The organism is Sandaracinobacter sp. (assembly GCF_041909755.1).
Taxonomy (GTDB): domain Bacteria; phylum Pseudomonadota; class Alphaproteobacteria; order Sphingomonadales; family Sphingomonadaceae; genus Sandaracinobacteroides.
The window spans coordinates 1-16,158 of sequence record NZ_JAYRCW010000062.1 but is presented as its reverse complement, the minus strand read 5'-3'; the positions used below and the strand labels follow the sequence as shown (position 1 = coordinate 16,158).

The window sequence follows — 16,158 nt, the reverse complement described above, 5'->3', positions numbered from 1 at the left end:
CCTGGGCATCTTCTGGGCGACGGCCTTCGCGACCTGCCTGATTTCCCGCACGCCGAGCGCATCTTTCGTGATGCTGGTGGAATGGTTCCTGCTGTGGAACATGCCGTTCCTGGTGGCGTGCCTGGTGTTCCGCGAGCAGGAGGCCTTTCCGCGCTTCGTGAAGGCGCTGATCTGGGCGACGGCCTTCATCTTCGTGCTGACCATCTTCGAATATATCCAGCGCAAGCCGATCTGGTTCGGCTACATCCCTTCGTTCATGAAGATCGACGGGCCGCTCTATCATGCGATCATGCAGGAGCAGGTGCGGATCGGCGACAACCGCTATCGGGCGCGCGGCGTGTTCGCGGTGCACCTCTATTTCGCGCAATATATCCTGCTGGTGACGCCCTTCATCCTGCACCGGGCGATCGAATCGAGCGGGTGGCAGCGCTTCTGGGCGTGGGCCCTGCTGGCCTTCACGCTGCTGATCATCTGGATGACCAACACGCGCACGGGCATGTCCGGCTTCATCCTGGTGTGCGCGGGGATGGTGGGGCTGTATGCCCTTCGCCGGTTCCTGAACCCCACGAACAAGGGCGACATGGTGGCGCCGGGGATCTTCCTGGCGGCCCCTGTGGGGATGATGGCCTTCGGCGTGCTGGTGGCGCTGAGCCCCCGCCTGCAGACCATGACCATCGGGGGCGCGCAGACCCGGTCGAGCGACCTTGGCCGCGACATGCAGTGGATCAAGGGAACGGCCGCGCTGAAGGCGAACCCCTTCGGCTATGGCGGCGGCAATTCCGGGCCGCTGGCGGGCCGGATGGCCGGCGACCGCTATATCATCGACAGCCTGTGGCTGAACTTCATGCTGGACTTCGGCGTGATCGCCTTCGGCGCCTTCATGCTGTTCATGCTGGTGACCGTTTATTACGGGGTGCGGATGTACCTGACCGCCACCGACCAGACGACGAAGCTGATGGGGCCGGCGGCCGTGGCCGTGGGCGGGTTCATCCTGACGACCTACACCATCAGCTTTGCCGGCAACCTGCCGCTGCTGATGATCATCGTGGGCGGCATCTATGCCTTCCGCCAGCACCAGCTGCGGACTGCTGCGCAGGCAGCGCCGGTGAAGCCTGTGCGCCTGTCGCAACTGCTGCCGCGCAGTCGCCCCGCCTGACGCCGTGCGTCTGCACCATTTCCACGATCCCGAAGGCAATTTCGGGGACGATCTGAACCATTGGCTGTGGGATGCGCTGCTGCCCGGCTGGCGGGCGGCCTGGCCCGACACCTGGCTGGTGGGCGTGGGAACGCTGATCAACGACAAGATGCCCGCAGGCGCGCCCAAGATGGTGATGGGATCGGGCGTGGGCTATGGCGAACTGCCGTCGCCCGGCCTGCTGGCGGAGTGCCGGTTCGTGAGCGTTCGCGGGCCGCGATCGGCGGCCGCGCTGGAGATCGAGCCGGAGCTGGGCATCCTGGACCCGGCGGCGCTGATCCCGCTGCTGCCCGATTTCGCGGACATCGGGCGGCATGGGGAAATCCTGTTCATCCCGCATCACCGCTCTGTTCACCGGCAGGACTGGCCGGCGTTGTGCGCACGGGCGGGGCTGTCCTATCTGTCGCCCTGCGGCGAGGCGAAGGCGGTGATCCGCCGGATCGCGGGCGCGAAGCTGGTGGTGACGGAAAGCATGCATGGCGCGATCCTGGCCGATGCCTTCGGCGTGCCCTGGCACGCAGTGTCGATCAACGCGCAGTTCAACGGCTGGAAATGGGCCGACTGGGGCGAAAGCCTGGGGGTGGCGGTGACCATCCACCCGCTCGCCTCTGCGCTGGAGCCGCTGATCCGGCGGTTGAAGCCGGCGCCGAAGCGCGTGGCGGCCTCTGGCGGGGGCGGCGATGGCGGGCGCGGCACGGCAGGGCGGCCGGGAACGAGCTGGAAGGGGCGGCTGCGGCTGGCGCTGGAGCGTCTGTCTGTCGAGCCGAAGATCCGGGCGCTGGCGGCACGGCCGGGGCAGCTGAGCGACCGGGCGCGGCTGGCGGATGCGCAGACGCGGCTGCAGGCGCGGCTGGCCGGGATTTCAGCGGAAATGGCGGAAAACGCCGCCGTTTAGCGTTGTCGGGCGCGGGGCCTAAGGTAGGCCGAATTCCGCGCGTTCCAGTTTTCCATAGCGGCGCAGCAGCTGGATGTTGCGAAGCGCCCGGCGCGGGTTGCGGATCATGCCGCCGTTCGCGAGATGGGCGCGGAGCATGTTCTGCGAGCGGCTGTGGGCGTTGGCATGGCCGACGCGATAGACGGCGCCGGGATAGGGAAGCGGGGTGAAGACCTGCCCCTGCTGTTCCAGCGCGGCCTTCACCTGCACATGGCTGCCCATCATCGTCTTCACATATTCGGGCGAGGCGGATTCCACCGAAGACGGCAGGTCGAGCGCGGCGATGGGCAGGATGGCCGATGTGCCGCACAGGTTGCTGAAATCATGGTTCGTCATCAGCATGCGGCTGCCGGGTGTCCAGACGAAGCCCTCGTCGAAGCGGAAGGCGGTGTCGGGCGCGGCTTCGGCCACGGTGCCGGCAAGGCGGTTGCTGACGAAATCATCATCGTCCACCACCATCACATGGCTGGTGGGCCCGGCGGCGAGCAGGGCGGCGAGGACGCGGCGGCCCTTGTCGAAGCGGACGGCTTCGTGGAAGTGGCTGCGGCTCTGCCCGTCTGGCGAATAGTTCGGGTTCGGGGGGAAACGGACGCGGACATCATGGATGCCGGGCGGCAGCGGGGGCAGGTCCGCCCCTTCCTGCACGGCGACATAGCCGCGCCACGACGGGTGCAGCTGCCCCGCGACGGAGGCGAAGGTCTGCGCGATATTCTCCTGAAGGTCGCGCCAGCTGGCGGCGTTGTCCGGATGACGGACGGGAATCACGAAGGTGAGCGCCACCGGGGCCCTGCAGTCGGTTCCGATGGGTTTCGGCTTCATCGGCGGCGGACCCGTTGCAGGAGGGAGAGGCTGTCGCGCCGGTCGAGGAGGGCGATGAGGCCGGCATAGACGAGGACGCCGGCGGGGATGCCCGCGAACAGGCGCACGAGGCTGTTGAGGCCCCGAAGTTCCAGCCAGCCATCCAGCGTGGCGACGGCCAGGCCCATGAGGGCGGCGGCGAGCGCCGGGCGCCAGATGGCGGCGGGAATGCGGGCATAGCCGAGACCGAGCAGCCGGCTGAGGAACCAGCAGTTGAGCGGAATCTGGATGCAGACCGCCGCGGCCTTGGCCCATACGGCCGCCATCAGGCCGTGGCTGGCGGCGAACCAGAGGAAACCGATGTTGATCACCGCGCAGAACAGGCTCCACCGGAACTGGAAGCTGGCCTTGCCATGGGCGGAATAGAGGGCGGCGTTCAGCTCGCTGATGGTGCCGATGAGCGCGACGACCGACAGGACGCCCAGCACCTGCGCCACCATGGACCAGCCCTCGCCCAGCAGGATGCGGACGATGGGGGTGGCGAGCGCCCAGATGCCGAAGGTGACCGGGGCCATCACCAGGAAGGTGGCGTGAAGCGTGGTGAGATAGCCGCCGGCGACGCGTTCCGGTTCGGACTGGATCGACGACATGATCGGGAAGGTGGTGCGGCGGATCGCCTGCGTGATGGTGCGCTGCGGCGAGATCAGGATCTGCTGCGCGAGCGTGAGATAGCCGAGATCGGCGGCGGACAGCTTCTTCCCGACGATCGGCCTGTCTGCGTAGCCGGAGACGATGCCGACGGCACCGGCCAGCGTGACATAGCTGCCGTAGCCGATGAGCGGTTTCAGCGCGTCCCATGAGAAGGCGAGGCGGGGGCGCCATTTCGCGGAGGCGAAATAGACGGCGAAGATCACGAAGGTGATGGCATATTGCTGGGCGAGCAGCGCGAATACCGAGGCGCCGGCGGCCGCCAGCGCGACCGCGACGACGGCGCCGACGAGGCCCGCCATCAGTTCCGCCGAGGCGAGGCGCTGGAACTTGAACTCCCGCTCGAGGATGGAGTTGGGGACGCCCTGTGCCGCGATCAGCAGGAAGAGCGGGGCGATCGCCTGCACATAGGGCGCGAGCTTCGGCTCGTCGAAAAGGCCGGCGATCGGGTTCGCGAGGGCAAAGACGAGGAGCGCGGCTGCGATCCCCAGCGCGACGGAGGCCCAGAAGACGCTGTCGAGCTCGATGTCGCTGACGTCCTTGCGCTGCACCAGTGCGACGCGGAGGCCGAAATCGGCGAACACCTGGATGAAGTTGATGAGGAAGAAGATCAGCGCGAAGAGGCCGAATTCGGCGGGCCCGAGGAAGCGGGACAGCAGGCTGATGGTGCCGATGCCGATGAGCGCCCGCAGCCCCCGCGACAGCGCGGCGGCCCCCGACCCCATCAGGGCGGCGCGCGCGAGGCCCGGCTTTTGCGGGCCCGGCGAGAGAGGGGGGGATGCCATGTTCATCTGATCCCGGTTGCTTTGCCCCGCTTTTGCTGCACCTGCGATATGGCCTACATGACGGCCTTCCGGGCGGGGCTCAAGCGAAACCATGCTTAAGGGGCGGGGGGAAGCTCTGCGCCGCAGACGAGGCGGGCGCCCTGCCCGGCCTTTCCGGCGGGCGAGGCGGGGTTGACGAGGAAGGCTTCCGGCGGGGGGTTGGGGCCCGTGGGCGGGTTCAGGAAGATCTTCTTCAGCGGCACGCCCTTGCCGCCGCGCACCTGCGCCGTGAGGTTGTTGCCGGCTTCGATCGGCAGTTCTGGCGGGATGGTGAAGGAGGAGGCGATGTTGCCGACGATGCGGCCGCTGGAATTGGTGCCGACGATGCGGATCTTGGGGACGAGGGCCGCGGAATCGCGGCCGTCCGCCGAACGGACGGGGGCGGGCAGGGTTTCGGTGTGATCCGACCCGATCACGGTGTTGCGTTCGACCACGGTGTTTTCCGCGCCGCCGAGCGAGATGCCGTGCAGCGCCGAACCATAGTAGATGTTGTCGCGGATGGTGGTGTTCCGCATGCGGAACTTCGGATCCTTTTCGGCGGACTGGGTGCCGCCGCCGAAGATGCCATGGACGGCGCGCGGGCCGCCGAGGCTGAAGAAATTGCCTTCGATCAAAGTGTTGTTCGCGGACCCGTCGTTGTTCTGCCAGAATTGCAGGGCATCCGGATGTTCCTTTTTCGCGTAGTTGGGCTGGAAGTGGGAAAAGCGGTTGCAGCGGATGACGCCGCCATCCACCGCGACCCAGTTCATACCTTCGCGGATGTAGGCGAAGCTGTTGCCGGTGACGCGGATGTCGCGGCTGCTGCCCGCCGAGATCGCCACCTTCACCTCGCGGAAGCGGTTGTTGCGGATATCCACCTTGTCGGCGTTGCGCAGGCCGATGCCGATGCCGCCGTCGTCCCAGGCATCGTTGTTCATCACCTGGCCGCGGATCAGGCTGTCGCTGACGCGGATGTTGCCGCTGTTCTCGATGCGGAGGACTCGGCCGCGTTCATCGAAGCCGCCGCCGATTTCCAGCCCCTCGAGCGCCCAGCCGGCCGAGCCCATGACCTGCACGAAGGCGATCACCGCGCCCTTGCCGGAGAGGACGGCGGGCTCGCCCGCCAGCTTGCGGCCGGTGATGCGCAGCGCCTGGTAGCTGCCGGGGGTAAGGACGATCCTGTCCCCGCCTTTCGCCGCGGCGACGGCGCTGGCGAGCTGGGCATCCGTTGCCACATTGTAGGTGCGGGCGGCGGCGGCGGTGCAGCCGGCGGCGAAGGACAGTGCGACGGCGAGGGCGAGGCGGGTGGCGGATCCGGGCACGGGGACTCCTTTCATGGATGCGGCCTAGCGCTGGATGCCGAGCGCATTGAGGAGCGACAGCAGGCGGGTGCGGGGGCCGAAGGGATCGAGCGACACGGCTTCGCGGAAATAGGGCGCGGCGCGCCTGTGCTGGCCCATCTGCCGGAGGTTGCCGGCGATGCGGTGCAGATGGGTGAGCAGCGCCTGCGGGTGCGCCTGGAACAGGGGGCGGTGCTTTTCGAGGACGGCGATCCAGCTGTCGATGCGCTTGGCGCGATCGCGGGTGATGCTGTTGGCCGTAAAGCGCTGGATCACCAGCGGTTCGTCGGTGAAGGCGATTGCGCCGCGCGCGGCGAGGCGGATGGCGATGTCCCAGTCGACGAGGGATTTGAGCCCGGTGTCGAACAGGCCGACCTCGTGCAGGATGGATCGCCGGGCAATCAGCGTCTGCGTGCTGATCGGGTTTGTCGCCATCAGGGTGGGGAGGATGTGGCCCGAAACGGCGCGGACGGCGGGATCGGGGTGGTAAGCGATCTTCAGCCGGCCGCCGGGGCCTGCGGCGGGATCATCTGGCGTGCCGGTGATGAGGAGGCCGCAATAGAGGGCGACGGGATCTTCCGTGGCGGCGGCAAGGGTGGCGAGCTGGCGTTCGAGCTTGCGCGGCAGCCATTCGTCGTCTGAATCCTGGAAGGCGACCCAATCGCCCCTGGCTTCGCGGATGCCGCTGTTGCGGGCGGCCGAAATGCCGCCGTTGGGCTGGCGGACGAGGCGGATGCGCGGATCCGCCATCGCTTCGACGCGGGCAGCGGTGGCATCGGCCGAGCCGTCGTCGACGACGATCACTTCGAGGGGCGGAACCGTCTGTCCCAGCACGCTCAGGATCGCGGTTTCGATCGTGGCTTCCCGGTTATAGGCCGGGATCACGACGGAAATCGACGCTGCTGCTGCCATGCCCTTGCTGCCCCTGCTGCCGGCTGACGGTGATAGGCGACAGCGCCGCGCCTGTCATGCCCGGCGCGACGGGGTGTTGATACAGATTGTTGAATCGGGGGCGGCTGCGCCTTGATCGGGCGGTTGCGAGGCGGCATGGATGGGATGTCCAAGGACAGGCCGGGGGGATTATCCATGAGTTCAGCGCCTCGGCTTGCACTGGGCCCCGGCGCCGTCCGCCTGATCCTGGCGCTGATGGTGTTCGTGAGCCATGTGAGCGTGTGGAAGATCGGGACTGCGGCCGTGGTGCTGTTCCTGATGCTGAGCGGATACTGGGTTTCGCGCATCTATCTGCAGGGCAAATATGACGGCGTCGGCCAGTATCTGGCGGGGCGGGTGCTGCGCCTGTGGCCGCTGGTGATCGTGGCGGCGCTGATGGCCTGGGGAATCCAGATGGCCGTGCGCGGCTATCCGATGGGCAACCTTGCCTCCACCATCTTCTTCCTGGGGATCGCGTCGCGCGGGGACGATGTGGTGGGCACGGTGTGGTCGCTGGACATCGAGTTGCAGTTCTACCTGCTGCTGCCGCTGGTGATGGCGGGGCTGGCGGCGGCCGGGCGGCGTTGGCGGCTGGCGCTGGCGCTGGGCGCGATCCTGGCCCTGCTGGCGGGCATCTGGCTGGGGCGGGCGGGCTGGCTGACGGCGCTGATCTTCGCGCCGGCGTTCGCGACCGGCATCTGGATGGAGCGGAGCCAGTGGGCCCCGCGGCGCGGGCCGGCGATGCTGTCGCTGGGGGCCTTCCTGGTGGCGCTGGGCCTGTATGCGCGGCTGGCGCCGCCGGATGTCGAGGCGCTGATGGCGCTGGGGATCGACCATTTCAGCCTGGCCACGTTGCTGGTGGCGGTGCTGGCGGTGCCGTTCGTCGCCTGGAATGTGCATCAGCCTTCGGGGCCGGGGGATCGCTGGCTGGGCGACCTGTCCTACCCCTTCTATCTGCTGCACTTCCCGCTGATCTGGGGGCTGACCCAGCTGATGGGCGACACCGGCCTGATGAAGATCGTGGCGCTTGCGGTTTCGCTGGCGTTGACGGTGGCGGTGAACCTGTGGATCGACCGGCCGATCGAGGCGTGGCGGCGGCGGCGGTTGCAGGCGCGGCGGGCGGGGGCCGCCTGAGGGGTCAGGCCCCCTGAGCGGTCAGACCCCGGTCCAGCCCCGGTACCAGTTGACGAAGTTCGGCACGCCGACGTCGATCGGGGTCGTGGGGGCGAACCCATGATCCTTCGCGATGGCCGAGATGTCGGCATAGGTATCGGGCACGTCGCCGGGCTGCATCGGCTGCGGATCGAGCCGGAGCGGCTTGCCGCAGGCCTGCTCGATGACCGCGACGAGGCGGGCAAGATCCTCCGAGCGGTGGTTGCCGATGTTGTAGATCGCGTGGGGAGAGACACTGCCGCCCGGCTTCGGCGCAGCATCGTCCGCCGGGGGGCGGTCTGCGCAGGCGAGGACGCCGGCCACGATATCGTCGATATAGGTGAAATCGCGCCGCATCCGCCCGCCGTTGTTGTAGGGAACGGCTTCGCCCCTGAGGCAGGCCTCGGTGAATTTCCACACGGCCATGTCGGGCCGGCCCCAGGGGCCATAGACGGTGAAGAAGCGCAGGCCCGTGAGCGGGAGGCGATAGAGATGGGCGTAGGTTTCGCTCATCAGCTCGTTCGCCTTCTTGGTGGCGGCATAGAGCGAGATGGGCTGATCGGCCCGGTCCTCCACCGCGAAGGGCAGCCGGGTGTTGGCGCCATAGACGGACGAGGAGGAGGCATAGACCATCGGCACCTGCCGGTGGCGGGCCAGTTCCAGCATGGCGAGATGGCCGGTGAGGTTGGACCGGCCGTAATCGAGCGGGTGATCGATGGACCAGCGCACGCCGGGCTGGGCGCCGAGGTGGATGATGCGGTCGATCCGGTGGGGGGCGAGCGCGGCCTCCAGCCCCGGGGCGTCGGCGAAATCCTGCCGCAGCAGGGTGAAGCCGGGGCCTTCGAGCGAGGCGGCGCGGGCCTCCTTCAGATCGAGGCGGTAATAGGGGACGAAGCAATCCAGCCCGATGACGGATTCGCCGCGCGCGAGGAGGGCGCGGCTGACGGCCGAACCGATGAAGCCGGCGGCGCCTGTGACGAGGGTAACCATTCGTGGCGTGGATGGCGGACATTGGCGGCTTGAGCAAGCGCGGCGGCTGACCTATCCTTTGTTTCCATGGGCGGGCAGCAGCGGATCTATCACCTGGACGCGTTGCGCTGCTTCTGCATGCTGTTCGGGCTGGCGCTGCACGGGGCGACGATCGGCAACGGGCCGTTCTTCATCGCGATCAAGGATGCGTCCGACCATTTCCGGATGGCGACCTTCTTCCTGGTGTCCGGATTTTTTTCCGCGATGGTGCTTTCGCGCGGGGGCGCGGGCGATTTCATCCGCAACCGGGCGCGGCTGCTGCTGCTGCCGATGCTGATCGGCACCCTTTTGCTGAACCCGCCGACCCTGTGGCTGATCCGGCTGTTCCACCTGGGGGATCCGCAGGCGACCGGCTATGTGAACGGCGTTTGGCGGCTGCCGATCTCGCCCTCGGACTTCTGGGGGCTGAACCTTTTGCACCTGTGGTTCCTGGCGACGCTGTTCGTCTATGCGCTGCTGAGCCCGATGCTGCTGGCGCTGGCGGGCGCCCGGCCGGGCGTGGCGCTGGCCGGGATGCTGATGCGGGTGCCCGGCTGGCTGCGGCTGGTGCTGATGACGGGGGCGGTGGCGCTGTGCGTGACGGTGATGCGGGCGGTTTCCGACCAGCTGCTGGTGCCGCGCCTGCCGGAGCCGATGCATTTCCTGGTGCGCGCGACGATGACCAATTTCGCCTTCTTCGCGGCGGGCGCCATCGGCTTCCGGCATCGCGATCTGTTCGAAACGATGCACCGGCTGTTCTGGCCGGGGCTGCTGCTGGTGGGGGCCGCCTATGTGCTGCATGGCCAGTGGGCCGGGGCACTGCCCCATGCGCTGGAGCGGGCGAGTTACTGGCTGCTGCGATCCGGCTTCATCTTCCTGATCGTGTGCGGACTGATGGCGGTGGCGCGACGGCTGGTGACGAAGGGGAGCCCCTGGCTGAGCCGGCTGACCGAGCTGGTGTACAGCTTCTACATGTTCCACTTCCTGATCATCTACATCATCGCCAACCTGATGCTGAACCTGACGGACAATCTGTACCTGATCTTCGCGGCGATCCTGCTGGCCGGCTTTCCCATCCTTGTCGCGATCCATGAGAAGATCATCGCGCGCAGCCCGCTGCTGATGCTGCTGTTCAACGGCAAGATCGTGCGGCGGGCCGTTCCGGCCTGACCGGCATGCCGGGGCGAGAAAGCGGTGGAGGATGCGGGGCCGCTGGGCTAGGCGGGGCATCGTGACCGGAAACGCCCAACGCCTGCACCACATGGATGCGCTGCGCTGCTTCTGCATGCTGGTGGGGCTGGCGGTGCATGGGGCGACGGTGGGCGACAACCTGCTGTTCACGCTGATCGCGGAGGTTTCGGACCATTTCCGGATGGCGACCTTCTTCCTGGTGTCAGGTTTCTTCACCACCATGGTGTTCCTGCGCAGCGGGGTGCAGGCCTTTCTGGCGAACCGGGGGCGGCTGATCCTGATTCCGCTGGCATCCGGGCTGGTGCTGCTGAACCCGCTGACGCTGTGGCTGATCCAGCGCTATCATGGCGGGGGCGAGAGCTTTTCGAACTTCTTCCTGAACGGGGGGTGGCGGCTGCCGCTGCCGGGGCCGATGGTGTGGCACCTGCACCTGTGGTTCCTGATCTCGCTGTTCCTTTATGCGCTGCTGACGCCCGCGCTGGCGGCGCTGGCCGGGAGCGGGCCTGCGACGCGCTTCGTTCGCTGGCTGACGGGGCTGCGCGGCGGCGCCGGGCTGCTGCTGCTGACGCTGCTGTTCGGGGTGACGGTGACGCTGATGCGCGGGTTGAACGATGCGGTGGTGACGCCGCTGTTCTTCCGCCCGGACGCCTTCCTGCCGATGGCGACGCTGAACTATTTCGCCTATTTCGCGGTCGGCGTGCTGGCGTTCCGGCACCGCGACCTGTTCGATCTGATGCACCGGCTGTTCTGGCCGGGGCTGCTGCTGTTCGGCGGCGCCTATCTGCTGCATCCGCTGTTCCAGGATGAACTGCCGCGCACGCTGGAGCGCGTGACCTATTGGATTGCGCGGGCGGGTTTCATCTTCCTGATCGTGTGCGGACTGATGGCGGTGGCGCGGCGGCTGGTGACGCGGGGGACGCCGATGCTGAGCCGGCTGACGGATGGCGTGTACAGCTTCTATATCTTCCACTTCCTGATCATCTACATCATCGCCAATCTGCTTCGGCCCTTCACGGACAATGCCTATCTGACCTTTGCCGTGATCCTGGCGGCTGGATTCCCGCTGCTGTTCCTGATCCATGAGCGGCTGATCGCGCGCAGCGCGCTGCTGACGCTGCTGTTCAACGGCAAGGCGGCGAAGCGGGTGAAGGCGGCCGGGCCGGCCTGACGGCGGCGGGCTTCAGCGCCGTTCGAACGCCCGCCGGACATGCGGCAGCGCCAGCGACCAGAGGCGTTCGAACAGGATGCCGCCCAGGATGCTGGCCGGCAACAGGATCAGCGCCATGGCGGTTTCCTCGCGGCGGAGGCCGAACTGATATTGCAGCAGGTGCAGGAAGGGCGCGTGCAGCAGATAGATGAAATAGCCGGCCGCGGTGATCTGCATCAGCGGGCGGGCGACGAGCCGGGGCAGCGGGATGGAGGGCAGCCACAGCAGCAGCGCCAGCCCGCCCGCCAGCCACCAGGCGCGGGGGTTCTGAAACCCGAAATCCCAGAGCGCGAGGGCGACGCCGAGCAGCAGCACGACGAGGCGCCGGCGCCGCCCCGACGCGGCGGCGACGAGCATGCCGAGGACATAGAAACCTAGCCAGGCGTCTGGCGTCTTGTCGATGGAAGTGCCGTCATTGCTGTGGAGGGGGAGGAGCGCCGCGCGGAGGAGGACGGCGCCCGCGAGCAGCGCGAGGCCGAGGCGGAAGCGGTTCAGAAGCGACGCGCGGCGGACGGCGGGGATCGCGAACAGCGCCACCATCAGCAACAGGATGTGGAACAGGGTTTCGACGATCCAGAAGAAGCGCAGCGGCCCCGGATCGGGCACGAAGAAGGTGCTGGTGAGGGTGAACCAGGGGAGGCTGGCCGGCACCTGCGAGGCGGCCAGCATCGGCAGCAACACCGCCATATAGGGCAGGATCAGCCGTTCGACCGTGCCGGTGAGCGCGGGGGCGAAGCGCCCCTGTTCGAAGGCCGATTGCTGGAAACGGGCGAAGCTGTAGCCGGCCAGCAGGACGAGCAGCCCCAGCCCTCCGCGCAGCCAGCCGGTGCCGGACGGCGCGGCATGGCCGATGATGATGGCGACAAGTGCGACGCAGCGGACAATGAGATCGCTTTCGACGTTCAGCCGGCCCGGCGCAGGCCCGGACCGGCCGGAATCGAGCGCGACCAGCCGTTCGATCGCCATTTCTTCCCAGCCGTGGGGGACTTCGCCCAGCGCCTGTTCCAGCGCGAGCGCGCAGCCGACATAGGCGAGACTGTCTCCGCCCAGTGACAGGAAGCTGTCCGACGGCTGGATGCCCTGCCGCCGGAAGGCGCGGCGGTAGCCGGCGAGGATGGGGTGCGCGCCGGAGGCCAGCTGCCGGTCGCGCAGGTCGGCGGCGGCCTTGCCGCTGGCGAGGATGGCGGGAAGATCGGGCTTGCCGCTGGGCAGGAGCGGAAGCGGGCCGCCGAGGAGGTTGAGGACGGATTCGGGCACATGCGCCCGCGCCGAGATGCGGGCGGCCAAAGCGGCTTGCGCATCCGCTGCGGCTGGGCCGTCGGGGCCGAGGTGCGCAACGAGCAGGCCGTCTGTTCCGGTGACGGTGGCGGGCGCGCCTTCGGCGCGGAACAGCGCCTCCAGATCATCGAAGCCGATGCGGTGGCCCGCGATCTTGGCGAAGCGGCTCTGGCGGCCGAGGATGCGGTAGAGGCCCTGTTCGGTGCGTTCGGCGATGTCGCCGGTGTGAAGCGCCGAAAGCTCTGCGCCGCGCGCGAGATCGGCGCGGGTTTCGGCATAGCCCATCATGATGTTGGGGCCGGAATAGACAAGTTCGCCCGCGGTGCCGGGCGTTTCGATGGGCGCGCCCGACGGATGGACCAGCCGGAAGCTGCCGCCGGGAATGGGCAGGCCGATGCAATCCGGGGCGGTTCGGGCGAGATCGGGCGGCAGCCAGGCCATGCGGGCGGTCGCCTCGGTCTGGCCGTACATGGGGATGAAGCGGAAGCCGCGCGCGTCGCCCAGGGCGATCATGTCCAGCACCTCTTCGGGCGGCATCCGACCGCCGGCTTGGGTGAGCGTGTTCACCGAGGCCGGAAGCCGGGCGGCGAGGCCCGACATGGCGAGCTGGCGGTGAAGCAGCGGGACGCCGGCGAGCGATGTCGGCTGGGCCTCGTGCAGGAAGGCTTCGAAGCGGGGGTGGGTGACGGGCAGGTCGCAGACGGCGAGCGAGCCGCCGGCGAGGAGGTGGGAATTGAGGACGGAGAGGCCGTAGCTGTAGTGGAAGGGCAGCGTGGTGATCGCGCGGTCATCCGGCGTGAGGCCGAGGGTGCGGGCGATGGCGTCGGCGTTGGCGTGGACCGCGGCTGCGGAAAGGCGAACGAGGCGGGGACTGCCCGTGGAGCCGGAGGTGGAGAGGAGAAGCGCCAGATCGGGGTGAAGGCCGCCTGCCGGGGGGGCGAGGTGCAGCTGGCTGTCCTCAGCCGACCAGGCGGCGTCCGGCCGGAAGGCGGTGCGGATGCGGTCCGGATCCTGGCCGGCGGGCAGCAGGATGGCGGGGTGGCCGCCCAGCAGGCAGCCGACCCAGGCGATGATGCTGGGAATATCGTTGCGCACCGCAAGCAGGACGAGGCGGCGTTCCGGGCCGAGGGCGGCGGCGAAGTCGGAGGCGCGGGCGAGAAGCTGGCTGTAGTCCAGCTGTTCGCCGCTGTCCGCCACAAGGGCGGGCGCGGTTCCGTGGCCCTGCAGCAGGGCGCCCCAACCGGGGAAGGATTCCTGCATCACGCGATGATTGCCCCACAGCATAATTACGCAACTGTGGATGCGACCATGGCCGACATGGCCGGGGGGCGCAACGGCCCGGAAGGGGTGGGGCCTGCAAAGGCCCGGAAGGGGTGGGCGGATTGCGGTGGTGGGGGCGTTCGGCTAGCGGCGGGGGAAAAGGGGAGGATCGCATGATGACGGATGCCGCGCGCGGGGACCTGGCTTGACGGCCCATCGCGTGCGCCTGTCGGTGCTGGCGCTGGCCCTGGCCCTGTTCGGGCTGATGCGGATGCTGCCGGCGCCCGCCGGGCTTTCGGCGGACGGCTGGGCGGTCGCCGCGCTTGCGGCGGTGATGGCCATGCTGTGGCTTTCCGGCGCGCTGCCCTTGGCGCTGACATCGGTGCTGCCCTTCATCCTGCTGCCGCTGATGGGCGTGATGAAGCCGGCCGGGGTGGCCGGGCTTTACTGGTCCCCCGTGATCTTCCTGGTGCTGGGCGGCGCCATCATCGCCGTGGCGGTGGAGACGCACCAGCTGCACCGGCGGCTGGCGCTGGCGGTGGTGGCGCGGGCGCCGGCCTCTCCGCGCGGGCTGGTGGTGGCCTTCATGGCGGCGACTGCGCTGGTTTCGATGGGGGTTTCCAACACGGCGACCGCCTTCATCATGATGCCGGTGGCGCTGGCGGTGGCGGGCGCGCTGGCCGGGCCGGCCTCTGGCGGGGCGGGGCTGGTGACGGCGATGGTGCTGGGCGTCGCCTATGCCGCCAACATCGGCGGGCTGGGCACGCTGGTGGGCACGCCGACCAACGCGATTTCGGCCGGCATCGTGGAGCGCTCGCTGGGCTTGCAGGTGGATTTCCTGACCTGGCTGGCCTTTGGCGTGCCGCTGGTGCTGCTGGCGATTCCGGCGACGGCGCTGATCCTGATCGCGCTGTTCCGCGTGCCGGGCGGGCGACTGGACCGGGAGGAGCTGGTGACGCTGCTGGGGCGGCAGGGGGCGCTGACGCCCGATCAGAAGCGGCTGCTGCCGTTGCTGGCGCTGCTGCTGCTGGGCTGGGTGGTGTGGCCGCTGCTGGCGGTGGCGTTCAAGCTGCCCGCGCCGGACGACGGGATGGTGGCGATGGCGGTGAGCCTGCTGCTGTTCATCGTGCCCTCTGCCGAGCGGGATGGGGCGCTGCTGGACTGGAAGGCGACGACGGCGCGGCTGCCGTGGGACATCCTGCTGCTGTTCGGCGGCGGGCTGGCGCTGGCGGGCGCGATCACCGATTCCGGGCTGGCGGCCTGGATCGGGGCGCAGCTGTCGGCGCTGGAGGCGCTGCCGACCCTGATGCTGGCGTTGCTGGTGGTGGGGCTGGTGGTGCTGGTGACGGAGTTCGCCAGCAATGTGGCGGCGGCGAGCGCCTTCATGCCGGTGGTGGCCGCCGTGGCGGTGCAGACGGGAACCGCGCCGCTGCCGCTGGTGATGGCGTCGGCCTTTGCGGCGACCTGGGGGTTCATGATGCCATCCGGCACGCCGCCCAATGCCATCGCGTTCGCGACCGGGCATGTTTCGATCGGGCAGATGGTGCGCGCGGGGTTCTTCGTGAACCTGCTGGGCATCCTGCTGATGGTGGGCGTCAGCTTTGGGGTGGCGGCGCTGCTGGGCTGAGGGTTTGCGGGAAGATCGCGCCCAGCCGTTCATAGGCGGCGGGCGTGAGATGCAGCGAATCCTTCCGATAGGCATCCGGCACCGAGGCGGTGTCCGCGCCGAGCAGGGGCAGCGGATCGGCGACCGTTGCGCCATGGGCGGCGGCGATGCCCGGCAGCGCGGCCGAGAGCTGATCCAGAAATGGCCCGACATGGCCGCGCCACAGCAGGCGGCGGGCGGGATCGGGGCGGATGGGTGGTATGGGCTTCAGCAGGATGAGGGCAACGCCGCGCGCCTGCGCGGCGGCCGCCATCCGGGCGAAGGCGGCCTTGCTGTCGGCCAGCGCGCGTTCCCGATCCTGCGGGGTGGCGAGGCTGGCAGCGACGGCGTCGTTCACGCCCGCCTGCACGATCGCGCGTTCGGGGCGGTGGCGATCAAGCGCATCTTCGAAACCGGCGGCGAGGCGGATGGCGCTTTCACCGGAATGGCCGTGGCGGGTGACGGGATAGGGCCGATCCGGCAGCGGCCGCCACTGGGCGACCCGGCTGTCTCCGTAAAGAAGGACGCCGCCGACCGCGTCGCCCGGATCGGGGCGGGCCGCCAGCGGGCCGGGCGCAGGGCGGAGCAGCGCCAGCTTTTCCGCGCGCCACTGCCAGCCCGCGCCCAGCGCGCCGGCGAGCGCGGCGAGGGCAAGGAGCGCGAACAGGGTTGCGGGGCGTGGCAGATCGATCCTCCGGCGGCGGCATGG

At 68.9% G+C, this 16,158-nt stretch carries 13 protein-coding genes; 6 read left to right on the top strand and 7 right to left on the bottom strand.

What is annotated here, in order from left to right:
* Nucleotides 1-1,156: O-antigen ligase family protein (locus tag ACE3O8_RS09385; protein WP_374389090.1), on the top strand; the 1,156-nt coding region annotated here is incomplete at its 5' end.
* Between the two features lie 4 nt (nt 1,157-1,160).
* On the top strand, nt 1,161-2,090 hold the full coding sequence (locus ACE3O8_RS09380) for a polysaccharide pyruvyl transferase family protein (RefSeq protein ID WP_374389088.1): 930 nt from the start codon (nt 1,161-1,163) through the stop codon (nt 2,088-2,090).
* Nucleotides 2,091-2,108: 18 nt separating this feature from the next.
* Here the strand turns inward: ACE3O8_RS09380 and ACE3O8_RS09375 are convergent, their stop codons facing one another.
* The 4 genes from ACE3O8_RS09375 to ACE3O8_RS09360 form a co-directional block, all read right to left on the bottom strand.
* A complete protein-coding gene (locus tag ACE3O8_RS09375; protein WP_374389086.1) occupies nt 2,109-2,948 on the bottom strand; it encodes a hypothetical protein in 840 nt (279 codons plus the stop codon).
* Entirely contained in the window at nt 2,945-4,420 is a 1,476-nt protein-coding gene (locus tag ACE3O8_RS09370; protein ID WP_374389084.1) for a lipopolysaccharide biosynthesis protein, read from the bottom strand. Before ACE3O8_RS09370 ends, ACE3O8_RS09375 begins: the two co-directional genes overlap by 4 nt.
* Nucleotides 4,421-4,515: 95 nt before the next feature.
* Entirely contained in the window at nt 4,516-5,760 is a 1,245-nt protein-coding gene (locus ACE3O8_RS09365) for a NosD domain-containing protein (protein ID WP_374389082.1), read from the bottom strand.
* Between the two features lie 24 nt (nt 5,761-5,784).
* Entirely contained in the window at nt 5,785-6,690 is a 906-nt protein-coding gene (locus ACE3O8_RS09360; protein WP_374389080.1) for a glycosyltransferase family 2 protein, read from the bottom strand.
* 174 nt (nt 6,691-6,864) lie between these two features.
* Here ACE3O8_RS09360 and ACE3O8_RS09355 point away from each other — a divergent pair, with 174 nt between their 5' ends.
* A complete protein-coding gene (locus tag ACE3O8_RS09355; RefSeq protein WP_374389078.1) occupies nt 6,865-7,842 on the top strand; it encodes an acyltransferase family protein in 978 nt (325 codons plus the stop codon).
* A gap of 21 nt (nt 7,843-7,863) precedes the next feature.
* On the opposite strand, the gene ACE3O8_RS09350 is transcribed toward ACE3O8_RS09355, so the two are convergent.
* Complete coding sequence (locus ACE3O8_RS09350) at nt 7,864-8,850, bottom strand: NAD-dependent epimerase/dehydratase family protein (RefSeq protein WP_374389076.1); 987 nt, start codon at nt 8,848-8,850, stop codon at nt 7,864-7,866.
* Between the two features lie 66 nt (nt 8,851-8,916).
* Here ACE3O8_RS09350 and ACE3O8_RS09345 point away from each other — a divergent pair, with 66 nt between their 5' ends.
* Together ACE3O8_RS09345 and ACE3O8_RS09340 are read left to right on the top strand one after the other, a co-directional pair.
* Complete coding sequence (locus ACE3O8_RS09345) at nt 8,917-10,038, top strand: acyltransferase family protein (protein ID WP_374389074.1); 1,122 nt, start codon at nt 8,917-8,919, stop codon at nt 10,036-10,038.
* Nucleotides 10,039-10,099: 61 nt separating this feature from the next.
* Nucleotides 10,100-11,227 carry an acyltransferase family protein gene (locus ACE3O8_RS09340; RefSeq protein WP_374389072.1) on the top strand — a complete coding sequence of 376 codons (1,128 nt, stop codon included), beginning with the start codon at nt 10,100-10,102 and terminating at the stop codon, nt 11,225-11,227.
* Between the two features lie 12 nt (nt 11,228-11,239).
* Here the strand turns inward: ACE3O8_RS09340 and ACE3O8_RS09335 are convergent, their stop codons facing one another.
* Nucleotides 11,240-13,828, bottom strand: coding sequence for an AMP-binding protein (locus tag ACE3O8_RS09335; protein ID WP_374389070.1), 2,589 nt, complete (start codon nt 13,826-13,828; stop codon nt 11,240-11,242).
* Nucleotides 13,829-14,009: 181 nt separating this feature from the next.
* Here ACE3O8_RS09335 and ACE3O8_RS09330 point away from each other — a divergent pair, with 181 nt between their 5' ends.
* Nucleotides 14,010-15,431 (top strand): DASS family sodium-coupled anion symporter, encoded by a 1,422-nt coding sequence (locus tag ACE3O8_RS09330; protein ID WP_374389068.1) that lies wholly within the window; start codon nt 14,010-14,012, stop codon nt 15,429-15,431.
* Here ACE3O8_RS09330 and ACE3O8_RS09325 read toward each other — a convergent pair.
* On the bottom strand, nt 15,400-16,158 hold a 759-nt coding region (locus ACE3O8_RS09325), incomplete at its 5' end, for an SGNH/GDSL hydrolase family protein (RefSeq protein ID WP_374389066.1). The two genes, ACE3O8_RS09330 and ACE3O8_RS09325, sit on opposite strands and share 32 nt — an antisense overlap.

Coding starts and splice junctions, on each gene's coding strand:
- ACE3O8_RS09375 (WP_374389086.1), bottom strand. CDS start 2,948: ATGAAGCCGAAACCCATCGGAACCGACTGCAGGGCCCCGGTGGCGCTC.
- ACE3O8_RS09370 (WP_374389084.1), bottom strand. CDS start 4,420: ATGGCATCCCCCCCTCTCTCGCCGGGCCCGCAAAAGCCGGGCCTCGCG.
- ACE3O8_RS09360 (WP_374389080.1), bottom strand. CDS start 6,690: ATGGCAGCAGCAGCGTCGATTTCCGTCGTGATCCCGGCCTATAACCGG.
- ACE3O8_RS09355 (WP_374389078.1), top strand. CDS start 6,865: ATGAGTTCAGCGCCTCGGCTTGCACTGGGCCCCGGCGCCGTCCGCCTG.
- ACE3O8_RS09350 (WP_374389076.1), bottom strand. CDS start 8,850: ATGGTTACCCTCGTCACAGGCGCCGCCGGCTTCATCGGTTCGGCCGTC.
- ACE3O8_RS09345 (WP_374389074.1), top strand. CDS start 8,917: ATGGGCGGGCAGCAGCGGATCTATCACCTGGACGCGTTGCGCTGCTTC.
- ACE3O8_RS09335 (WP_374389070.1), bottom strand. CDS start 13,828: ATGCTGTGGGGCAATCATCGCGTGATGCAGGAATCCTTCCCCGGTTGG.